Annotated in this window: 14 protein-coding genes; 11 read left to right on the top strand and 3 right to left on the bottom strand. The window is 66.9% G+C overall.

Going from position 1 to position 17,577, the window contains the following annotated elements; translation table 11 throughout:
* The first annotated feature begins 193 nt into the window (after window positions 1-193).
* Complete coding sequence (locus ACFOES_RS02735; protein WP_377831628.1) at window positions 194-1,528, top strand: cytochrome-c peroxidase; 1,335 nt, start codon at window positions 194-196, stop codon at window positions 1,526-1,528.
* A gap of 54 nt (window positions 1,529-1,582) precedes the next feature.
* Here ACFOES_RS02735 and ACFOES_RS02740 read toward each other — a convergent pair whose 3' ends face one another.
* Window positions 1,583-3,154, bottom strand: a complete 1,572-nt coding sequence (locus ACFOES_RS02740; RefSeq protein ID WP_377831629.1) for a CRTAC1 family protein — start codon at window positions 3,152-3,154, stop codon at window positions 1,583-1,585.
* Complete coding sequence (locus tag ACFOES_RS02745) at window positions 3,151-4,431, bottom strand: ROK family transcriptional regulator (RefSeq protein ID WP_377831630.1); 1,281 nt, start codon at window positions 4,429-4,431, stop codon at window positions 3,151-3,153. The genes ACFOES_RS02740 and ACFOES_RS02745 overlap by 4 nt, the downstream gene beginning before the upstream one ends.
* A gap of 211 nt (window positions 4,432-4,642) precedes the next feature.
* Here ACFOES_RS02745 and xylF point away from each other — a divergent pair, with 211 nt between their 5' ends.
* The 10 genes from xylF to infB all read left to right on the top strand — a co-directional run bounded on the left by xylF (window position 4,643) and on the right by infB (window position 17,237).
* A complete protein-coding gene (gene xylF / locus ACFOES_RS02750; RefSeq protein WP_377831631.1) occupies window positions 4,643-5,668 on the top strand; it encodes a D-xylose ABC transporter substrate-binding protein in 1,026 nt (341 codons plus the stop codon).
* Between the two features lie 125 nt (window positions 5,669-5,793).
* Window positions 5,794-7,095 carry a sugar ABC transporter permease gene (locus tag ACFOES_RS02755; RefSeq protein WP_377831632.1) on the top strand — a complete coding sequence of 434 codons (1,302 nt, stop codon included), beginning with the start codon at window positions 5,794-5,796 and terminating at the stop codon, window positions 7,093-7,095.
* Window positions 7,092-7,871, top strand: a complete 780-nt coding sequence (locus ACFOES_RS02760; protein ID WP_377831633.1) for an ATP-binding cassette domain-containing protein — start codon at window positions 7,092-7,094, stop codon at window positions 7,869-7,871. Before ACFOES_RS02755 ends, ACFOES_RS02760 begins: the two co-directional genes overlap by 4 nt.
* Window positions 7,868-9,310 (top strand): xylulokinase, encoded by a 1,443-nt coding sequence (gene xylB, locus ACFOES_RS02765; RefSeq protein ID WP_377831634.1) that lies wholly within the window; start codon window positions 7,868-7,870, stop codon window positions 9,308-9,310. Before ACFOES_RS02760 ends, xylB begins: the two co-directional genes overlap by 4 nt.
* Complete coding sequence (xylA, locus tag ACFOES_RS02770) at window positions 9,307-10,611, top strand: xylose isomerase (protein WP_377831635.1); 1,305 nt, start codon at window positions 9,307-9,309, stop codon at window positions 10,609-10,611. Before xylB ends, xylA begins: the two co-directional genes overlap by 4 nt.
* A gap of 68 nt (window positions 10,612-10,679) precedes the next feature.
* A complete protein-coding gene (gene rhuM, locus ACFOES_RS02775) occupies window positions 10,680-11,705 on the top strand; it encodes a RhuM family protein (RefSeq protein ID WP_377831636.1) in 1,026 nt (341 codons plus the stop codon).
* 149 nt (window positions 11,706-11,854) lie between these two features.
* Complete coding sequence (gene rimP / locus ACFOES_RS02780) at window positions 11,855-12,451, top strand: ribosome maturation factor RimP (RefSeq protein WP_377831637.1); 597 nt, start codon at window positions 11,855-11,857, stop codon at window positions 12,449-12,451.
* Between the two features lie 3 nt (window positions 12,452-12,454).
* Window positions 12,455-14,077, top strand: a complete 1,623-nt coding sequence (gene nusA, locus ACFOES_RS02785) for a transcription termination factor NusA (RefSeq protein WP_377831638.1) — start codon at window positions 12,455-12,457, stop codon at window positions 14,075-14,077.
* A 14-nt stretch (window positions 14,078-14,091) separates the two neighbouring features.
* Window positions 14,092-14,721 carry an RNA-binding protein gene (locus ACFOES_RS02790; protein WP_377831639.1) on the top strand — a complete coding sequence of 210 codons (630 nt, stop codon included), beginning with the start codon at window positions 14,092-14,094 and terminating at the stop codon, window positions 14,719-14,721.
* Complete coding sequence (gene infB, locus ACFOES_RS02795) at window positions 14,718-17,237, top strand: translation initiation factor IF-2 (RefSeq protein ID WP_377831640.1); 2,520 nt, start codon at window positions 14,718-14,720, stop codon at window positions 17,235-17,237. Before ACFOES_RS02790 ends, infB begins: the two co-directional genes overlap by 4 nt.
* A 145-nt stretch (window positions 17,238-17,382) precedes the next feature.
* Here infB and ACFOES_RS02800 read toward each other — a convergent pair whose 3' ends face one another.
* Window positions 17,383-17,520: a hypothetical protein gene (locus ACFOES_RS02800; protein ID WP_377831641.1), complete on the bottom strand. Its 138-nt coding sequence runs from the start codon at window positions 17,518-17,520 to the stop codon at window positions 17,383-17,385.
* Window positions 17,521-17,577: the final 57 nt, after the last annotated feature.

Below are 17,577 nucleotides of genomic sequence, written 5' to 3' on the forward strand. Positions count from 1 at the left end.
TCATATCCGCGTGTGACGTCCTTAGGGAAGCCAGGCGCCAACGGCGGGGTATTTGGGCTCGGAAGAAAGCCCCGATATCTCTCCCGCCTCTTTCATCTTCATCCAAGTATCCCGGGGGTGTGGGGGCGGCGCCCCCACGCTTTGGGCTTTCCGCAGCGCCGGCGCCATGGTTGAGTGGGCGCGGGAGGAGATCATGAAACGGGCATTGCTGATGGCCGCCCTTCTGGGCGTGGCGACTCCGGCGGGACTTGCGGCGGCCGACAAGGCGCTGCCGTCGCCGATCACCGATTCCGAATACGCGCCGGTGAACATGGACGAGGCCAGGCTCGGCCGGCTGCTGTTCTACGACCCGATCCTGTCGGGCAACCGCAACATCGCCTGTTCGACCTGCCACAACCCGCGCTTCGCCACCGGCGACGGGGTGTCGCTGGGGCTGGGCGAGGGGGGCATCGGGCTCGGCCTCGACCGCCGCCCCGATCCCGAGGACATGCCCGAGCAGCGCATCCCGCGCAACGCGCCGCCACTTTTCAACCTCGGCGCCCATGCCTTCACCCGGCTGTTCGACGACGGCCGGATCGAAGCCGATCCGTCGCGGCCCTCGGGCCTGCGCACGCCGCTCGAGGACGAGATGGTGACCGGTTTTGCCAACGTGCTGTCGGCCCAGACCATGTTCCCGGTGCTGGCCCAGGACGAGATGGCCGGCCATTACCAGGAAAGCGACGTTTCGAAGATGGCGCGCGAGGGCCGGATCACCGGGGCGGGCGGCGCCTGGGACGTGATCTCGAAACGGGTGGCGGCGATCCCGGCCTATCGCGCGATGTTCGACAAGGCCTATCCGCAGATCGCCGCCGGCCGGCCGATCGCCTTCACCGACATCTCGAACGCCATCGCCGCCTTCATCGCCTTCGAATGGCGCTCGGACGAGAGCCCATTCGATGCCTACCTGCGCGGCAAGGGGACGCTGTCGGCGGAGGCGGAGACCGGTATGGGGCTGTTCTACGGCCGGGCGCGCTGTTCCACCTGCCATTCCGGGCCGTTCCAGACCGATAACAAGTTCCACGCCATGGGCGAGCCGCAGCTGGGCCCGGGCAAGGTGGCGCGGTTCGAGCAGGGCCAGCGCGATATCGGCCGGATGCGGGTCTCGAACCGGCCTCAGGACGCCTATGCCTTCCGCACCCCCAGCCTGCGCAACGTCACCCATACCGGGCCCTGGGGCCATGCCGGCGCCCATACCGACCTGGCCGAATTCGTCCGCTACCATGCCGATCCGGTGGCCGGGATGGCGCATTACCAGCGCACCGCGATCCTGCCGAAGTTCAAACCGGCCAAGCCCGACTGGGCGATCATGGACGACCCGGCCGAGCGGCAGGCGATCCTCGCCGCGGTCAAGGCGCCACCGGTGAAGCTGTCGGACGGCGACGTGACCGCGATCCTTGCTTTCCTCGACAGCCTGAGCGATCCGGTGGCGTTGAAGGGCCGGCTCGGCGTGCCGGACAGCGTGCCCAGCGGGTTGCCGGTGGATCAGTAGAGCTTTGCGAGAAGGGCGCCGCCCGGCCGGGGCCGGGCGAAAGGGGAGTTCTGCCTACTCCAGCGGCGCCAGAGCCAGCCCGGAGCCATCCGGCCGCACCGTCAGCTTGGCGTTCACCGGCACCTCGGTCCAGTCGGATGTGCTGCCGTCGGGCCAGACCACCCGCAGCTCGGCCGTCTTCGCCGCGCCCAGCCCGAAATGGATCGGTGTCGCGTGGCCCGAGGCATGGCCGCCGCCGACGGTCACCTCCTGCTGCTGCTCCTGCCCGCCGGCGCGCAATTCGAGCCAGGCGCCGATGGCGAAGCGGTTGGCGCCATTTTCGTGCGGCATGAACTCGACCCAGTTGCCGGTATTCGGCGTCGCGTTCTGCCACAGCTCCATCGGCGCCCGGCGGTTCATCACCACCAGGTCGAGCCGGCCGTCGCCATTGAGATCGACCAAAGCCGCCCCGCGCGACCGCGCCGTGCTGGCGACGCCGGCGACATCCGCCTTTTCGGTGAAATGGCCGTCGGCTTGCTGGATCAGCAGGTTGTTCGGATCCTTCATCGCGTTCGAGGGCATCTGGTCGACATTGCCCTTGGCGATGAACAGGTCGACCCTGCCATCGTTGTTCACGTCGGCGAATTCGGCGTGCCAGCCGGTCGACGGCCGCCCGTCATCGCCCAGGAACGGGCGCTGGGCATAGGTGCCCAGCGAATAGGGCGCGTTGACCAGTACGCCGTGATCGTTGAACTGCAGCAGCTGGTCGCCCATCGAGGTCATCATCACGTCGGGCAAGCCGTCGCCGTTGACGTCGCGGCTGGCGATGCCCATGCCCCAGAGCGAGACATGCTTCCAGCCGTCCTTGGGCCCGTATTCGCGCAAGGGCTTCAGGTGCCACATCTGCTCGTAGCCGCCGCGGACATAGTAGTGGCGGTCGTTCGAGACCCGCAGATCGCGCGTGCCCGTCCGCTTCCAGTCGGTGATCAGCATCGACAGGGCGCAGAAGCCGGGCTTGAGTGTGATCGGCGGGCCGAAGCGGTCGCCTTCGGGGCGGATCAGCTGGTTGGTATCGCAGGCCTCGAAGGGGCCGTTCGGGTCCTTGCGGTCGACATAGTTGCCGACGGCCAGCGTCGGCCAGTGCTCGCCTTTTTCCCAGGTCGCCGAGAAGGCGGTGGTCCAGGCGTCGCCGGGCGGCAGGTGCCAGGCCTTGCTGGCGTCGGTGAACGAGCAGTCCGGCCCACCCTTCAGCACCACGTTCGCCCCGACCCGCATGACGAAGAGGTCGAGCAGGCCGTCGCCGTCGATGTCGAGCGGATAGGCGCCGGTGACATGGGTCAGCTTCGGCAGAGTGCCGAGGCGGAAGCTGATCGGCGCCCCCGGCTTGGCGGTGGTGTTGACGAACAGCCGCGTCGGATTGGCGCCGCCGGCGGCGACGAGGTCGGGATAGCCGTCGGCATTACAGTCGAGCGCGGCGACGCCGCCGCCGACGAAATGCTCCCAGCCGCCGCCATAGACCTGTTGCACCGGCAGGCCCGCGGCACGGTCGATGAAGGCGGGATTGGCGGGGGCGGCGCCGGGCTGCAGCGCCAGCGCCGGCAGCGGCGCGGCGGGGGCGAGCAGCGCAAGGAGGGCGAGCCGTCTCATTGCGCGGCGACCTCCCGCGCCGGGACCAGCAGCGCCTCGGTCACCTCCGACAGCGCCAGCGCCGCGGCGCCGTGGGCCCAGAGCAGATCGCCCCAGGCGTGGATCTCGATCTTGGGCGCGGGGCGTCCGGTGTTCAGCATCAGCGCCTCCATTTCCGCCAGCGTGTCGGCAGCGTAGAGGTAATCATAGCGCATCCGCTCGCCCGAGAGGATGATCAGTTCGGGATCGAACAGGTTGACGACATTGGCCAGCCCGACCGCCAGGTAACGCCCGGCGCGGCGGAAGATCGAGCGCGCGGCACCGTTGCCGGCCTTGGCGTGGTCGTAGAGGCTTTCCAGCAGCACCGTCATCGCCTGGCTGTCCTTGTGGGTCCAGTTCAGCGCCGTCGTCGCCTCGCGCGCCAGGGCGTAGTCGGCGACATAGGCCTCGAGGCAGCCGCGCTGGCCGCAGCGGCACAGCGCGCCGTCGAGCTGCACCTTGGTATGGCCCAGCTCCATCCCCAGCCCGCGCGAGCCGCGGAAGATGCGGTGGTTGATGACGAAGCCCATGCCGACGCCGTGCTCGATGGTGACGACGGCGAAATCAGGCAATTGCCGGCCGACGCCGAACCACAGCTCGGCCAGGGTGACGAGATTGGCGTCGTTGTCGATATGCACCGGCAGGCCGAGCCGGGCCGAGGCGGCGCCGGCCAGCGCCACGTTGCGCTTGTTGAGCACCGAGGACCACAGCACCTCGCCGGCGCTGCTGTCGACGAAACCCGGCAGGCCGAGGCCGAGGGCGCTGAGATCGGCGCGTTTCAGCCCGGCCTCGGCGCAGACCCGGTTCAGCAGGGATTCGGTGACGTCGAGCAGGGTGTCGAGATCCATCGCGCCCGGGCGGCGGCTCAGGCTGGTGCCGGCGATCAGGGTGCCGGCGAAATCGACGATCGCGGCGGTGTGCTCGCGGTCCGACAGCTTGATGCCGACGACGTAGCGCGCCGTGGCCCGTACCTGCAGCGCCACCGCGGGCCGGCCGCGGGGGCTGTCGCCCTCGCGCGGGCCGCTGACTTCCTCGATCAGGCCGGCCTCGATCAGTTCCGAGGTCAGGGTCGTGACCGAGGCGGGGCTGACGCCGAGCTCCTTGGACAGCTGCACCCGCGCGATCTGGCCGGCGGCGCGGATGCGTTCGAAGATCTGCTGGCGCAGCGGCCGCTGGCTGTCCGACAGCGACGGAATCAGCGGCCCGCAGCCAAGGCGAGGGCCGGTTTTCCGGTTCGGGGAGTCCCCTGTCGCTGTCATTTATTCGATCTCCAAACTAAAGATGGCGCTACATGTAGTGGTATCTGGCGAAAATTCTGCGATGCCGCAGAAATTCCGCCTCCTCTAGCGGCGGTTTCAGAATTGACCAGCATTTTTATTTTGACAACTAAAATTATTCTGGCCATCCTGATAACGCGCCGGTGATCCGGACGCACCGGTCTGTGAGGACCGCATTCATTGGGAGGATACAATGCGTAAATCTATTCTGGCTGCCGCCACGGTCGCGGTCGGCCTGACGATTCCGGTGATCGCCAACGCGCTTACCGTCGGCGTGAGCTGGTCGAATTTCCAGGAAGAGCGTTGGAAGACCGACGAGTCGGCGATCAAGGCCGCGCTCGACAAGGCCGGCGCCGACTACATTTCCACCGACGCGCAGTCGTCTTCGGCCAAGCAGCTTTCCGACGTCGAAAGCCTGATCGCCCAGGGCGCCGATGTCCTTATCGTTCTCGCCCAGGACACCAAGGCGATCGAGCCGGCGGTGCAGGCCGCGGCCGACGAGGGCATCCCGGTCATCGCCTATGACCGCCTGATCGAGGACCCGCGCGCCTACTACCTGACCTTCGACAATGTCGAGGTCGGCCGGATGGAGGCCCGCGCGGTCTACGCCCAGGCGCCGAAGGGCAACTACGTCATGATCAAGGGCTCGCCGACCGATCCGAACTCGGACTTCCTGCGCGGCGGCCAGCAGGAGATCCTGCAAAAGGCGATCGACGCGGGCGACATCAAGATCGTCGGCGAGGCCTATACCGACGGCTGGCTGCCGGCCAACGCCCAGCGCAACATGGAACAGATCCTGACCGCGCAGGACAACAAGGTCGATGCCGTCGTGGCCTCGAATGACGGCACCGCCGGCGGCGTCGTCGCGGCGCTGACCGCGCAGGGCATGCAGGGCATCCCGGTCTCGGGCCAGGACGGCGACCATGCGGCGCTGAACCGGGTGGCGCTGGGCACCCAGACCGTCAGCGTCTGGAAGGACGCCCGCGACCTGGGCCGCAATGCCGGCGAGATCGCGGTCGAGCTGGCCAAGGGCACCAAGATGACCGACATCCCGGGCACGGTGAAGTTCAAGACGCCCGGCGGCGCCGAAGTGAACGCCAAGTTCCTCAAGCCGGTGCCGATCACCAAGGACAACCTGTCGGTCGTGGTCGATGCCGGCTGGATCACCAAGGACGAACTTTGCCAGGGCGTGACCAACGGTCCCGCGCCCTGCAACTGAGTCTCGCGCTGCGGGGGGCCCGCGCGGCCCCCTGAACCTTGTCGCGCCGCCCTGTTCGCCGGACCTTCCCGGCCGAACGCTTGCCCGCAAGTCCGCGGCGCGACCCCATTCTCAGGGACATCATCATGTCAGCTACGGTCCAGGCCGCCGGCAACGGCCAGAAGAAGAACCTGCTCGAGTCGCTCGAACTCGACACCCGCCTGCTGGGGATGATCGGGGCCTTCATCGTCCTGTGCATCACCTTCCATCTGGTCACCGACGGGCGCTTTCTGACCCCGCGCAACATCTTCAACCTGACGATCCAGACCGTCAGCGTCGCGATCATGGCGACCGGCATGGTCTTCGTCATCGTCAACCGCCATATCGACCTGTCGGTCGGCTCGCTGCTGGCGACCTGCTCGGCGGTGATGGCGGTCACCCAGACCGATATCCTGCCGCACGTGCCCGGCTTCGATTTCGGCAGCCCGCTGATCGCGCCGATCGCCATCGTCGCCGGGCTGGTCACCGGCGTGGTCATCGGTGCTTTCCAGGGCTGGCTGATCGGCTACCTGACCGTGCCTGCCTTCATCGTCACCCTGGGCGGGCTTCTGGTCTGGCGCAACGTCGCCTGGTACATGACCAGCGGCCAGACCATCGGCCCGCTGGACGAGAATTTCAAACTGTTCGGCGGCATCAACGGCACGCTGGGCGTGCACTGGTCCTGGGTCGTCGGCGTCCTGGCCGTGCTGGCCTCGTTCTACGGCATGTGGAACGCGCGCCGCCGCAAGCTGACCCATGACTTCCCGGTCAAGCCGCTCTGGGCCGAGTATTCCATGGCCGCGATCGTCACCGCGGTGATCTTCGGCTTCGTCGCCGTCCTGAACGCCTACGAGATCCCGGCCGCCCGGCTGCGCCGCATGTTCGCGGCGCGCGGCGAGGTGATGCCGGACGGCTTCACCGCCGGCTACGGCATCCCGGTCTCGGTGCTGCTGCTGGCGGCGCTGGCGGTGTTGATGACCATCGTTGCCAGCCGCACCCGGCTGGGCCGCTATATCTTCGCCGCCGGCGGCAACCCCGAGGCGGCCGAGCTGTCGGGCATCAACACGCGGCTGCTGACGGTGAAGATCTTCGCCCTGATGGGCGGGCTCTGCGGCCTGTCGGCGGTCGTCGCCTCGGCCCGGCTGGGCTTTCACTCGAACGACATCGGCACTCTGGACGAGCTGCGGGTGATCGCGGCGGCGGTGATCGGCGGCACGGCCCTGTCGGGCGGCGTCGGCACCATCTACGGCGCCATCCTCGGCGCGCTGATCATGCAGTCGCTGCAATCGGGCATGGCGATGGTCGGCGTCGACGCGCCGCTTCAGAACATCGTCGTCGGCGTCGTCCTCGTTGTCGCCGTCTATATCGACATCGTCTATCGCCAGCGGCTGGGAGCACTGAAGAAATGATTACGGCAGACGAACAACGCGCCAAGGGCATCCCGCCGCTGGTCGAGATGCGCGACATGCAGAAATCCTTCGGCGGCATCAAGGCCGTCGACCACGTCTCCGTCGATCTCTACCCGGGAGAGGTGGTGGGCATCCTGGGCCATAACGGCGCCGGCAAGTCGGTGCTGATGAAGATGCTCTCGGGCGCGATCCAGCGCGATGGCGGCCAGATCTTCATCAACGGCAAGGAAGCGGTGATCAACAACCCGCGCGACGCCCGCGCCTACAATATCGAGACGATCTACCAGACGCTGGCGCTGGCCGACAATCTCGATGCCGCCTCGAACATGTTTCTCGGGCGCGAGCTGGTGACGCGGACCGGGCTGGTGGACGACGCCCATATGGAGGCCGAGACCCGCAAGATCATGGGCCGGCTGAACCCCAACTTCCGGCGCTACACGACGCCGGTTGCGGCCCTGTCGGGCGGTCAGCGCCAGTCGGTCGCCATCGCCCGCGCGGTCTATTTCGACGCCAAGATCCTGATCATGGACGAGCCGACCGCGGCGCTCGGCGTGGCCGAGACCAACATGGTGGCCGAGCTGATCGGCGAGCTGAAGCGCCAGGGCATCGGCATCTTCCTGATCGACCACGACATCCACCAGGTCAAGCTGCTCTGCGACCGGGCCAGCGTGATGAAGAACGGCCAGCTGGTCGGCACGGTGAATGTCGGCGAGGTGACCGAGGACGACCTGCTGGGAATGATCATCCTGGGCAAGAAGCCGGAGAAGGCGGCGTGACCTTTCTCGGGCTCGATCTGGGAACCTCCGGCCTCAAGGCGATCCTGATCGACGCCGATCAGGCGGTGCTGGCCGAGGCGTCGGCGCCGCTGACCGTCAGCCGGCCGGCCGATGGCTGGTCGGAGCAGTCGCCCGCCGACTGGATCGCCGCCGCCGAAACGGCGTTCGAGGCGCTGGCTGCCGAGCGGTCGCTGGCCGATGTCAGGGCGATCGGCCTGTCGGGCCAGATGCACGGCGCGACCCTGCTCGATGCCTCGGACGAGGTGCTGCGGCCCTGTATCCTGTGGAACGACACCCGCAGTTTCGCGGAGGCGGCCGAGCTCGACGCCGATCCGAGGTTTCGCCAGATCACCGGCAACATCGTCTTCCCCGGCTTCACCGCGCCCAAGCTGGTCTGGGTGCAGCGCCACGAGCCGGCGATCTTCGACAAGGTCGCCAGGGTGCTGCTGCCCAAGGACTACCTGCGGCTGTGGCTGACCGGAGAGCATGTCGCCGAGATGTCGGATGCCGCCGGCACCAGCTGGCTCGACACCGGCGCGCGCGACTGGTCGGACGAGCTGCTGGCGGCGACCGGGCTGAGCCGGGCGGCGATGCCGCGGCTGGTCGAGGGCTCGGAGGTTTCCGGCACCCTGCGCCCGGAACTGGCGCAGCGGTTCGGCCTGTCGCCGGAGGTCGTGGTCGCCGGCGGCGGTGGCGACAACGCCGCCTCGGGCGTCGGCGTCGGCGTGGTCCGGGCGGGCGAGGCCTTCGTCTCGCTGGGCACCTCGGGCGTGCTGTTCGCCGCCAATGACGGCTACCGCCCGGCGCCGGAGACGGCGGTGCACACCTTCTGCCATGCCCTGCCGGGGACATGGCACCAGATGGGGGTGATCCTCGCCGCCACCGATGCGCTGAACTGGTATGCGCGGCTGACCGGCTCGGACGCGGCGGAACTGACCGGCGGGCTGGGCGACCTGCAGGCGCCGACCAAGACCCTGTTCCTGCCCTATCTCGGCGGCGAGCGGACGCCGCTCAACGATGCCGGCATCCGCGGCGCCTTCATCGGGCTGGAGCACGCGACCGACCGCGCCGCCGCCACCTGCGCCGTGCTGGAAGGCGTCACCTTCGCCATCCGCGACTGTCGCGATGCGCTGGCCGCGACCGGGACCACGATCGACAGCCTGCTGGCGGTCGGCGGCGGCTCGCATTCCGCCTATTGGCTGGAGTTGATGGCGACCGCGCTGAACGTGCCGGTGCAACTGCCCGTCGCCGGAGATTTCGGCGGTGCCTTCGGCGCGGCGCGGCTGGCGATCATGGCGGCGACCGGCGCCGGGGCCGAGATCGCCACCGCCCCGGCCATCGCCCGCACCTTTGAACCCGACCCGGCCCTGACCGGGGCTTTCGATGCCGCGCATGCCCGCTACCGGGCGGCGCAAACCGCGATCAAGGATCTGACATGACCGATTTCTTCAAGGGCATTCCCCAACTGCGCTACGAGGGGCCGGAGAGCGATAACGAATTCGCCTTCCACCACTACAATCCCGACGAGATCGTGATGGGCAAGCGGATGGAGGACCAGCTGCGCTTCGCCGTCGCCTGGTGGCACAGCTTCGCCTGGGAGGGCAACGACCCGTTCGGCGGCGCCACCTTCATCCGGCCCTGGCACCCGCAGGACACGATGGCGCATGCCCGGCTCAAGGCCGACATCGCCTTCGAGATGTTCCGCATTCTCGGCCAGCCGTTCTTCTGCTGGCACGACGCCGATATCCGGCCCGAGACCGGCAATTACGCCGACAACCTGCGGACCCTGAACGAGATCACCGACTATATCGGCGGCAAGATGGAGGAGGTCGGCACGCGCCTCCTTTGGGGCACCGCCAACATGTTCACCCATCGCCGCTGGATGGCGGGGGCGAGCACCAATCCCGACCCGGACGTCTTCGCCTTCGCCGCCGCGACGGTGAAATCCTGCCTCGACGCCACCCACAAGCTGGGCGGCGAAAACTACGTGCTGTGGGGCGGGCGCGAGGGCTACGAGACGCTGCTCAACACCGATCTGGGGCAGGAACTCGACCATATGGGGCGGTTCCTCACCATGGTGGTCGAGCACAAGCACAAGATCGGCTTCAAGGGCACGATCCTGGTCGAGCCCAAGCCGCAGGAACCCTCGAAGCACCAATACGATTACGACGTCTCGACCTGCTACGCCTTCCTGCAGAAATACGGCCTCGAGAACGAGGTGAAGATGAATATCGAGCAGGGCCACGCGATCCTCGCCGGGCACAGCTTCGAGCACGAGATCGCCACGGCGGTGACGCACGGCATCTTCGGCTCGATCGACATGAACCGCAACGACTACCAGTCGGGCTGGGACACCGACCAGTTCCCCAGCAACGTGCCCGAGGTGGCGCTGGCCTATTACGAGATCCTCAAGGCGGGTGGCTTCACCACCGGCGGCACCAATTTCGACGCCAAGCTGCGGCGCCAGTCTCTCGATCCCGAGGACCTGGTGCTGGCCCATGCCGGGGCGATGGACGTCTGCGCCCGCGGCCTGAAGGCGGCGGCGGCGATGCTCGAGGACGGCTCCCTGGAGGCGGCGCGCAAGGCGCGCTACGCGGGCTGGGAGACGGCCGAGGCCCAGGCGATGCTGAACTCGTCGCTCGACGAGATCACGGCGAAGGTGCTGGGGCGGGACCTGCGGCCCAAGCCGCAATCGGGCCGGCAGGAGCGGCTGGAGAACCTGGTCAACCGGTTCGTTTGAGGCGAACGGCATTTGACCTGAGAGTGCGGGGTGGCTAGGGTGTTCCTATTATGTTCACGGAACACGCGATGGCAGATCAAATGAGCGAAGGTCCCATCCATTTGATCGAAGACGAGGACACAGGAGACCGTTTCCTCGTTTACGCATCCAACAAGGGTATTCAACTCGACATCAAGTTCGAGGGCGAAACGCTGTGGATGACGCAAGCACAGATGGCCGAGATGTTCGGGCGGGATCGGACGTCAATTACCAAGCACATTCTTAACATCATCGAGGAAGGGGAGCTTGATGAAGAGACTTGTGTGAAGAAAGTGCACACAAGTTATGGGCGTCCTGCTTCGATATACAGCCTCGATATGGTGATCTCGGTCGGCTACCGGGTTTCCTCGGCGCAAGCGACGCTATTCCGGCGCTGGGCGACGGGTATCCTCGTCCAATACGCTAAGAAGGGTTTCGTGATTGACGCCGTTCGGCTGAAGAACCCGGAAAACGCCGACCGCATTGCCGAACTACGCGAAATCATCCGCGACATCCGCTCGGACGAAGCGAATGTCTATCGCGAGCTGCGGCGCATTTGCGCGATGTGTCAGGACTATGATGGCAGTTCGTCAGCTGCGCTGGACTTCTTCCAAAGGACACAAGCGAAGCTGGTCTATGCCGTCACGTCTCACACGCCATCCGAGATTGTCGCCACGCGCGCCGATCACGAGGATGAAAACATGGGCCTGCAGAGCTGGGCGAATGATAACATCCGCAAGTCAGACGTGACTGTGTCCAAGAACTATCTTGTGGAAGGGGAGATCCGGGAGCTTAACCGGTTGACGACGATCCTGCTGGACATTTTCGAAGACCAGCTTTCTGTCGGGCGTCTCGTCATGATGAGCGATGCGCGTGAACTTCTCGACCGGCAGTTGGCGCAGCTGGGACGATCTGTGCTGACAGCTGGTGGCAGCGTCTCCACGGAGGCCGCAAAGAACAAGGCCCACGGAGAATATGCCAAGTGGAATGTTGAGCGCAAAGCGCAACGTCATCGCGTGGCAGACGAAAGTATCGCAGCCTTGGCCAAGGAGGCCAAGAAGCTGCCAAGGCGCTAGACACTCACGTCGCCTACTCCCCCTTGCAGACTCGTCCCAAGATGCGTATATCGACCTCAACAAGCGGCGCTTGGGGGTCCAAACCTCAGGCACCACCGGAGACGTGTGACGGGCCGCAGCGCCCGTTTTTTTATTTCCGAAAGACCCGTATGACCGACCTGATCGCGAAAACCGCCATCGACCGGCGCCTGGCCGAGATCGTCACCCCCGCCATCGAAGGGCTGGGGTTCGAGCTTGTCCGCCTGCGCCTGATGGGCGGCAAGACGCGGACCCTGCAGATCATGGCCGACCGCCCCGAGGGCGGGATCGAGGTCGATGACTGTGCCAGGATCTCGACCGCCGTCTCGGCGGTGATGGATGTCGAGGACCCGATCGAGGACGCCTATGTCCTCGAGGTGTCCTCGCCCGGCATCGACCGGCCGCTGACCCGGCTGAAGGATTTCGACATCTGGCAGGATTACGAGGCCCGGATCGAGACCACCGAGCTGATCGACGGCCGCCGCCGCTTCAAGGGCATGCTGCGTGGCATCGAGGGCGACGAGGTGCTGATCGAGATCGTCGAACACGGCGAGCCGGTCACCATCGGGCTCAAGTTCGACTGGCTCTCCGATGCCAAGCTGATCCTGACCGACGAGCTGATCACCGAGATGCTGCGCCAGAAGAAGGCCGGCGGCGCGATCGACGAGACCCAGTTCGACGAGATCGAAACCGACAACAACGACGACACCGCTTCCGAGGAGGAGTGACCCATGGCGATTACCTCTGCCAACCAGCTCGAGCTTCTGCAGACCGCCGAGGCGGTGGCGCGCGAGAAGATGATCGACCCCGACCTGGTGATCCAGGCGATGGAGGAAAGCCTCGCCCGGGCCGCCAAGTCGCGCTACGGCGCCGAGATGGACATCCGGGTCGCCATCGACCGCAAGACCGGCCGGGCGACCTTCACCCGCGTCCGCACCGTGGTCGAGGATGACGCGGTCGAGAACTACCAGGCCGAGCTGACCGTCGACCAGGCCAAGCAATACCTGGCCGATCCGCAGGTCGGCGACGAGATCGTCGACGAGGTGCCGCCGGTCGACATGGGCCGGATCGCCGCCCAGAGCGCCAAGCAGGTGATCCTGCAGAAGGTGCGCGAGGCCGAGCGCGACCGCCAGTTCGAAGAGTTCAAGGACCGCAAGGGCACGATCATCAACGGCATCGTCAAGCGCGAGGAATACGGCAACATCATCGTCGATATCGGCCGCGGCGAAGGCATCCTGCGCCGCAACGAGAAGATCGGCCGCGAGAGCTACCGCCCGAACGACCGCATCCGCGCCTATATCAAGGATGTCCGGCGCGAGGCCCGCGGGCCGCAGATCTTCCTCAGCCGCACCGACCCGCAGTTCATGGCCGAGCTGTTCAAGATGGAAGTGCCGGAAATCTACGACGGCATCATCGAGATCAAGGCCGTGGCCCGCGACCCGGGCTCGCGCGCCAAGATCGCCGTGATCTCCTATGACGGCTCGATCGATCCGGTCGGCGCCTGCGTCGGCATGCGCGGCAGCCGGGTGCAGGCCGTCGTCAACGAGCTCCAGGGCGAGAAGATCGACATCATCCCGTGGAACGAGGATCAGGCGACCTTCCTGGTCAACGCGCTGCAGCCGGCCGAGATTTCCAAGGTCGTCATCGACGAGGAAGCCGGCAAGATCGAGGTCGTGGTGCCCGACATGCAGCAGAGCCTCGCCATCGGCCGCCGCGGCCAGAACGTGCGCCTGGCCAGCCAGCTGACCGGGCTCGACATCGACATCATGACCGAGGCGGACGAGAGCGCCCGCCGCCAGGCCGAGTTCGCCGAGCGGACCCAGCTGTTCATGGACACCCTTGATGTCGACGAGATGATTGCCCAACTGTTGGTGGCCGAGGGCTTCACCAGCCTCGAGGAAGTGGCCTATGTCGAGATGGACGAGCTGCTGGCGATCGACGGTTTCGACGAAGGCACCGCCGAGGAGCTGCAGGCCCGCGCCCGCGATTGCATCGAGGAGATGAACCGCAAGGCGCTGGAGCACGCCAAGGAACTGGGTGTCGAGGACAGCCTGGTCGCGTTCGAGGGCCTGACCCCGCAGATGGTCGAGGCGCTGGCCGAGGACGGCGTGCTGACGCTGGAAGACTTCGCCACCTGCGCCGACTGGGAACTGGCCGGCGGCTGGACCACGGTGAACGGCGAGCGGGTCAAGGACGAGGGCGTGCTGGAGAAGTTTGACGTCAGCCTGGAAGAGGCGCAGCATCTGGTGATGACCGCGCGAATCCTGCTGGGCTGGGTCGATCCGGCCGATCTGGAAGCCGAGGCGGAGGATGCGCCCGGCGAAGGGGAGGCCGAAGAGGAGGCAGAGGCCTGAGCCGGGGGCGCGCGGTGACCCGCGGCGGCCACAAGAGCCAGGGCGACGGCCCGGAACGGCGCTGCATCGCGACGGGCGAGACCGGACCCAAGTTCGGCCTCATCCGTTTCGTGGTGGCGCCGGACGGGCGCGTGGTGCCCGACGTGCTCGAACGCCTGCCCGGACGGGGCATCTGGGTCTCGGCCGATCGCAAGGCGCTGGAAAAGGCCGTCAGCAAGGGTCTTTTCGCACGTGCGGCAAAGCGGCCGGTGACGGTGCCTGACGATCTGGCCGACGAGACCGAGGCGGTGCTGGCCCGGCGCGTGGTCGAGCTGGTCTCGCTCGCCCGCAAGGCCGGGGAAGCGGTTTGCGGCTTCGAGAAGGTCAAGGACTGGCTGGCCAAGGGCGAGGCCAAGATTCTGTTGCAGGCCTCGGACGGTTCCGCCCGGGGAAAGTCCAAGCTCTGGACCCCCGAGGGCGGGCGCTATTTCGACTGCCTCACGGCCCAGGAATTGGGTTTGGCATTTGGACGTGAACATGCGATACACGGCGCGCTTGCCGCTGGTGGACTCGCGTCCCGTGTTGTACAGGATGCGGCAAGACTCGCCGGATTGCGCGGTGGGATCGGCGGCAAGGCCGTCGGGAAGGATACGAAAGACGTATGAGCGATACAGACGGTAAGAAAACCCTTGGTCTTGGCGGCGCCCGTTCGGGGCAGGTGAAGCAGAGCTTCAGCCACGGCCGGACCAAGAGCGTGGTGGTCGAGACGAAGCGCAAGCGCGTTGTCGTGCCCAAGCCGGGTGCGCAGTCGTCCGGTGGCCAGGGTTCCGCGCCGCACCGCGGCGATCCCTCGAAGCGCCCGGGCGGCATCAGCGATGCCGAGATGGAGCGCCGTCTGAAGGCGGTTCAGGCCGCCAAGGCGCGCGAGGCCGACGAGGCCGCCAAGCGGGCTGCCGAGGAGAAGGCGCGCGAGGAAGAGCGCCAGCGCCGCCGCGAGGAAATCGAGGCCAAGGAACGCGAAGAGCGCGAGCGCGAAGAGGCGCTGCGCCTCAAGGCCGAGGAAGAGGCCCGCGCCAAGGCCGAGGCCGAAGCCCGTGCCAAGGCCGAGAAGGCCAAGAAAGAGGCGCCTGCGGCTCCCGCTCCGACGCCGGCCGACGCCGAGGCGGCCGAGCAGCAGCAGCAGCGTGGCGGCGGCAAGGCCGCCCAGCCCGCGCGCAAGGCCCGCAGCCGCGATGAGCGTGCCGACCGTGCCGACCGCGGCAAGAGCAAGGGCGGCGACAACCGTCGCTCGGGCAAGCTGACGCTGAACGAGGCGCTGTCGGGCGAAGGCGGGCGTCAACGCTCGCTGGCCGCGATGAAGCGCAAGCAGGAACGCGCCCGGCAGAAGGCGATGGGCATGCCCCAGCGCGCCGAGAAGCAGGTGCGCGAGGTTCAGCTGCCGGAAACCATCGTCGTGCAGGAACTTGCCAACCGGATGGCCGAACGGGCCGCCGACGTGGTCAAGTCGCTGATGAAGATGGGCATGATGGTCAACATGAACCAGACCATCGACGCCGACACCGCCGAACTGGTGATCGAGGAATTCGGCCACAAGGCCGTGCGTGTCTCGGACGCCGATGTCGAGCAGGTCATCGACCAGGTCGAGGACAAGCCCGAGGACCTGCAGCCGCGGCCGCCGGTCATCACCATCATGGGCCATGTCGACCACGGCAAGACCTCGCTGCTCGACGCGATTCGCAACGCCAATGTCGTCTCGGGCGAGGCCGGCGGCATCACCCAGCATATCGGCGCCTACCAGGTGACGACCGAGAGCGGGGCGGTGCTGAGCTTCCTCGACACGCCCGGCCACGCGGCCTTCACCTCGATGCGCGCCCGCGGCGCCAACGTGACCGATATCGTGGTCCTCGTTGTCGCCGCCGACGATTCGGTGATGCCGCAGACCATCGAGGCGATCAACCACGCCAAGGCGGCCGGGGTGCCGCTGATCGTGGCGATCAACAAGTGCGACAAGCCCGAGGCCGACCCCCAGAAGGTGCGCACCGAGCTGCTGCAGCACGAGGTGATCGTCGAGGAGCTGTCGGGCGAGGTCCAGGACGTCGAGGTGTCGGCCAAGACCGGCAAGGGCCTTGACCAGCTGCTGGAAGCGATCGCGCTGCAGGCCGAGATCCTCGAGCTCAAGGCCAACCCGAGCCGGGCCGCCCAGGGCGCGGTGATCGAGGCGCAGCTGGATGTCGGGCGCGGCCCGGTGGCCACCGTCCTGGTCCAGAACGGCACGCTCAAGCGCGGCGACATCTTCGTCGTCGGTGAACAATGGGGCAAGGTGCGGGCGCTGATCAACGACCGCGGCGACCGGGTCAACGAGGCCGGGCCGTCGGTGCCGGTCGAGGTGCTGGGCCTGAACGGCACGCCCGAGGCCGGCGATGTGCTCAACGTCGTCGAGACCGAGGCCCAGGCGCGCGAGATCGCCGAGTACCGCCAGGAGGCCGCCAAGGACAAGCGTGCCGCCGCCGGCGCCGCGACCACGCTGGAACAGCTGATGGCCAAGGCCAAGGCCGACGAGAACGTCGCCGAGCTGCCGGTGCTGGTGAAGGCCGACGTGCAGGGCTCGGCCGAGGCGATCGTCCAGGCGCTCGAGAAGATCGGCAACGAAGAGGTGCGCGTGCGCGTGCTGCATTCGGGCGTCGGCGCCATCACCGACACCGATGTCGGCCTGGCCGAAGCCTCGGGCGCGCCGATCATCGGCTTCAACGTCCGCGCCAATGCCTCGGCCCGGAACGCCGCCAACCAGAAGGGCGTGGAAATCCGCTACTACAGCGTGATCTACGACCTCGTCGACGACGTGAAGGCGGCGGCCTCGGGCCTGCTGTCGGCCGAGATCCGCGAGACCTTCATCGGCTATGCCGAGATCCGCGAGGTCTTCAAGGTCTCCGGCGTCGGCAAGGTGGCCGGCTGCCTGGTCACCGAGGGTGTCGCCCGGCGCTCGGCCGGCGTGCGCCTGCTGCGCGACGACGTGGTGATCCACGAAGGCACGCTGAAGACCCTCAAGCGCTTCAAGGACGAGGTCAAGGAAGTGCAGTCGGGTCAGGAATGCGGCATGGCCTTCGAGAATTACGAGGACATCCGCGTCGGCGACGTGATCGAGATCTTCGAGCGCGAGGAGGTCGAGCGCAACCTGACCTAGGGTTGCCTCGTCCTGTCGTCCGAAATGAAAAAGGGCCGGAGCACACGCTCCGGCCTTTCTTCGTGGTGGTGGCAGTTGTGATGGCGGCGCTGTCCCCTCCGCCGCCCTCCATGCCCGCCATGCCTGCGGCGGGCGGGTCGCTTGATTACGCGGCCTTCTTGCTGATCGGATAGCCGACGAAGGTCTTGTCTCCGACCCGCACGGCGATCTTGCCATTCGCCATGTTGCGAACGAAAGTCCCCTGCACCGAGACGCAGCTTCCCAGCGTGATCGTCCGAAGCATGATGTTTCCTTCCCCAAAGAAACCGATGTCACAATATTATCGTAATCACGTTAAGAA

The sequence above is a fragment of the Acidimangrovimonas pyrenivorans genome (assembly GCF_042643245.1).
Classification (GTDB): domain Bacteria; phylum Pseudomonadota; class Alphaproteobacteria; order Rhodobacterales; family Rhodobacteraceae; genus Acidimangrovimonas; species Acidimangrovimonas pyrenivorans.

Excerpts from the sequence above, each read along its gene's own strand:
- ACFOES_RS02735 (WP_377831628.1), top strand. The coding sequence starts at position 194 with ATGAAACGGGCATTGCTGATGGCCGCCCTTCTGGGCGTGGCGACTCCG.
- ACFOES_RS02740 (WP_377831629.1), bottom strand. The coding sequence starts at position 3,154 with ATGAGACGGCTCGCCCTCCTTGCGCTGCTCGCCCCCGCCGCGCCGCTG.
- ACFOES_RS02745 (WP_377831630.1), bottom strand. The coding sequence starts at position 4,431 with ATGACAGCGACAGGGGACTCCCCGAACCGGAAAACCGGCCCTCGCCTT.
- xylF (WP_377831631.1), top strand. The coding sequence starts at position 4,643 with ATGCGTAAATCTATTCTGGCTGCCGCCACGGTCGCGGTCGGCCTGACG.
- ACFOES_RS02755 (WP_377831632.1), top strand. The coding sequence starts at position 5,794 with ATGTCAGCTACGGTCCAGGCCGCCGGCAACGGCCAGAAGAAGAACCTG.
- ACFOES_RS02760 (WP_377831633.1), top strand. The coding sequence starts at position 7,092 with ATGATTACGGCAGACGAACAACGCGCCAAGGGCATCCCGCCGCTGGTC.
- xylA (WP_377831635.1), top strand. The coding sequence starts at position 9,307 with ATGACCGATTTCTTCAAGGGCATTCCCCAACTGCGCTACGAGGGGCCG.
- rhuM (WP_377831636.1), top strand. The coding sequence starts at position 10,680 with ATGGCAGATCAAATGAGCGAAGGTCCCATCCATTTGATCGAAGACGAG.
- rimP (WP_377831637.1), top strand. The coding sequence starts at position 11,855 with ATGACCGACCTGATCGCGAAAACCGCCATCGACCGGCGCCTGGCCGAG.
- nusA (WP_377831638.1), top strand. The coding sequence starts at position 12,455 with ATGGCGATTACCTCTGCCAACCAGCTCGAGCTTCTGCAGACCGCCGAG.
- infB (WP_377831640.1), top strand. The coding sequence starts at position 14,718 with ATGAGCGATACAGACGGTAAGAAAACCCTTGGTCTTGGCGGCGCCCGT.
- ACFOES_RS02800 (WP_377831641.1), bottom strand. The coding sequence starts at position 17,520 with ATGCTTCGGACGATCACGCTGGGAAGCTGCGTCTCGGTGCAGGGGACT.